This is a genomic window from Pseudomonas sp. Lb2C2, assembly GCF_052112205.1.
Classification (GTDB): Bacteria; Pseudomonadota; Gammaproteobacteria; order Pseudomonadales; family Pseudomonadaceae; genus Aquipseudomonas; species Aquipseudomonas kilonensis.
This window is the reverse complement of the sequence record NZ_JAUTYW010000004.1, coordinates 13,093-16,425: the sequence shown is the minus strand read 5'-3', so window position 1 is coordinate 16,425 and position 3,333 is coordinate 13,093. Positions and strand designations below refer to the sequence as shown.

Below are 3,333 nucleotides of genomic sequence, written 5' to 3'. Positions count from 1 at the left end.
TTCTGGGGTATCCGGAATCAGTGGGCACAAGGCACAAAGGCAAGTCGTCCCTATGAAACGAATGCAAACCGGAAAAATTAGCGTTTGAGAACAAGTGTCAGAAAGGAAGAAACCCGTGGCGAGGGAGCTTGCTCCCGCTCGGCTGCGCAGCAGTCGTAAACCGGCTGATGCGGTTTACCTGGACTACTGGGCCATTTCTTTTGAGGTGTCTATGCCGTCTCTTTGGGGCGGCTTCGCCGCCCAGCGGGAGCAAGCTCCCTCGCCACAAAAACGGGTCTTGAGCAAATTATGCGCTGATGGCCAACCCATGCCGCCGATGATGCACGCTCAACTGATCCTTGATCAGCCGCAGCACCTTGGCTTCGTGCTCGTGAATGAAGAAGTGCCCACCGGCCAGCATGTCCACCGAAAAGCTGCCCGTGGTTTCCTGGCGCCAGCCCATCAGTTGCTCCGTGGTGGCCTTGTCGGCCGTGCCGCCGAACACGTGCACCGGACAGTTGAGCAGCGGCCGCTGCCGCGGTTGGAAGCGTCCACACAGCAGAAAGTCTGCCCGCAGGACCGGCAAGGTCAAGGCCATCAGCTCTTCATTGGCCAGGATCTCCTCGCTCGTACCGTTGAGGGTGCGCAGTTGCTCGATCAGTTCAGCATCGGTTTTCGGCTCGGCGAAACCGCGATCATAGTCGGCGCGCATCGTCGGTGCCGCGGTGCCGGACGCAAACAGCGCCACCGGTTCCGGGCAGCCGAGCTCACGCAGGGCATGGCCGATCTCGCAGGCCAGCAGCGCGCCCAGGCTATGACCGAACAAGGCGTACGGGGCCTGGAGCGTCGCGGACAACTCCCGTGCCAACTGCATCGCCAATAGCCCCATGTCAGTGTGCAGCGGCTCGTCGAAGCGCGCTCCGCGTCCGGGCAGCTCCACCGGCTGCACGTGCAGCCACTGCGGCAACGTGCGCCGCCAGCGGCTGTACACCATCGCGCTGGCGCCGGAATAAGGCAGGCACAGCAGGGTCAGTTGGGTCACTGCGGTTTTCTCCGATCGGTCGTGTAGGGAAGATAACGAAATCGTAACCCATGGAATTAGTCAAAACCGTGACGTTCGCTACGTTGTGGGAGCAAGGCTTGCCCGCGATGAACGATAACGCGGTTCATCTTCCCACCCGACCTTATACTGGCGATACCTCGATCACTGCACCACACAGGAGAACGCCATGGGCTGGTCCGCCAAGCAATACGTCACCTTCGAACAGGAACGCACCCGTCCGTCCCGGGACCTGCTCGCCGCCATCCCCCCCACACAGGCCCGCTCGGTGATCGACCTGGGGTGCGGCCCGGGCAATTCCACCGAGCTGTTGGTGGAACATTTCAGCGGTGCCACGGTGCGCGGCCTGGACAGCTCCAGCGACATGGTCGAGGCCGCACGCAAACGCTTGCCCGCCGTGCCGTTCGACACTGCCGACATCGGCCAATGGGATGAGCCCGGGCCGTTCGACGTGATTTTCGCCAACGCCGTGCTGCAATGGCTACCTGACCACGCCACCCTGCTGCCCTCGCTGGTGGACAAACTCGCTCCCGGTGGCAGCCTGGCAATCCAGATGCCCGACAACCTGCACCAGCCCTCCCACCGCTTGATGCGGGAAATCGCCGCCAACGGGCCTTGGGCCAGCCAACTGGCCGCGGCGGCTGATTCGCGTACCGAGATGGCGGATGCCAGCACCTATTACTCGATCCTCAAGCCACACTGCAGCCGCGTCGATGTGTGGCGCACCACTTACCATCACCCCTTGGTCGGCGGTGCCGCAGGCGTGGTGGAATGGTTCAAGGGCAGCGCCTTGCGGCCGTTTCTCGAGCCGCTGGACGAGGCGCAACGCGAACAGTACCTGGCTCGCTACCTCAAGGCGATCGAACAGGCTTATCCAGCCCAGGACGATGGGACGGTGCTGCTGCCGTTTCCCCGGGTATTCATGGTCGCGACGCGCTAGGGCGACGGTCGATGACGCAGCGATGGGGCCTAAATTTCTGATCCAGGCCCTCGTTACCTGCTAAGACCAAAAACCCGCAAGAGTGACCGCCGTGGACCTGCAAACCATCCTGGGCAAGCTGTTCGCCAATGCCGGCGCCGTTGGTATCGAAGGCGTCTTCCAATTCGTGTTCGGCCCGCACCAGGCGTACTGGTCCGAGGTCAAGGCCAGCAGCCGCACCGAGGCGGGCCGCCACACCAGCCCCGACGTCACCATCGAGGTAGCGGAGAAGGATTTCCTCGGGATCATGGCCGGCATGGCCAATGTCGAGGAACTGTTCGCCAGCGGGCGCCTGAAGATCGGCGGCAACATGGGCCTGGCGACGTTGCTGCCGCAGATCATCGACCATGCCCGGCATGGCGGTGGCGTGGTGGAAAAGGTCGACATGAACAAGCGCTACCCCACCCCGTCGCGCTTCAGCGAAAAACTCACCGCCAGCCTGCCGATCCAACGCAGCGTGGAGCGTCGCCCCCGCAGCGGGCTGTCGGTGCAGGAGTTTCAAGCGCGCTATCTGCCCCACGGCATTCCGCTGGTCATCAGCGATGCCTTGCAGGACTGGCCGTTATTCAAGCTCAGCCGCGAAGAATCCCTGGTGCATTTTGCCGAGCTGCAAGGCATCACCCGCCACGGCGACTACGTGAAGAAGACCTTCTCCACCGAGCGGGATTTCCGCTCCACGTCCATGGCCGACTTCATCGCCTCCCTCGACAGCCCGGCGACCAAGGGCGCCGACGGCGAACCACCGGCCTACATGGGCAACAACATCCTGCCGGCCCAACTGATGGAGCAGATCAAGTACCCGCCCTACTTCGACCCCTCGCTGTTCATCCCGCCGCGCATCTGGATCGGCCCCAAGGGCACCCTGACGCCGCTGCACCGCGACGACACCGACAACCTGTTCGCCCAGGTCTGGGGCCAGAAAACCTTCACCCTCGCCGCGCCTCACCACCGCGAAGCCCTGGGCACCTGGTCCACCGCGCCCCAAGGCGGGCTGGACGGCTGTGATTTCAACCCGGACGCGCCGGACTACCAACGCTTCCCCCACGCCCGCGACGTGACCTTCATGCGCGTGACATTGGAGGCAGGAGATTTGCTGTTTTTGCCGGAAGGCTGGTTCCATCAGGTGGAGTCGGTGTCGACGTCGTTGTCGGTGAATTTCTGGGTGAATTCGGGGCGGGGTTGGTAACAACCGACCTGAAGCAACATTCTTTGTGGCTGGAGGATTGTGGGAGCAAGGCTTGCCCGCGATGAAGGCAATGCGGTCTTTCAGAAATCGAGTCGCCTGTTTCGCGAGCAAGCTATGCTCCCACAGTCC

General features: G+C 62.9%; 3 protein-coding genes. 2 read left to right on the top strand and 1 reads right to left on the bottom strand.

What is annotated here, in order from left to right:
- Positions 1-286: 286 nt before the first annotated feature.
- Positions 287-1,021, bottom strand: coding sequence for a thioesterase II family protein (locus Q7F16_RS12205; protein ID WP_014337394.1), 735 nt, complete (start codon positions 1,019-1,021; stop codon positions 287-289).
- 187 nt (positions 1,022-1,208) lie between these two features.
- On the opposite strand from Q7F16_RS12205, the gene tam reads away from it, so the two are divergent.
- Complete coding sequence (tam, locus tag Q7F16_RS12200; RefSeq protein WP_409556179.1) at positions 1,209-1,979, top strand: trans-aconitate 2-methyltransferase; 771 nt, start codon at positions 1,209-1,211, stop codon at positions 1,977-1,979.
- A gap of 91 nt (positions 1,980-2,070) precedes the next feature.
- Positions 2,071-3,204, top strand: a complete 1,134-nt coding sequence (locus Q7F16_RS12195; RefSeq protein WP_409556178.1) for a cupin-like domain-containing protein — start codon at positions 2,071-2,073, stop codon at positions 3,202-3,204.
- Positions 3,205-3,333 lie beyond the last annotated feature (129 nt).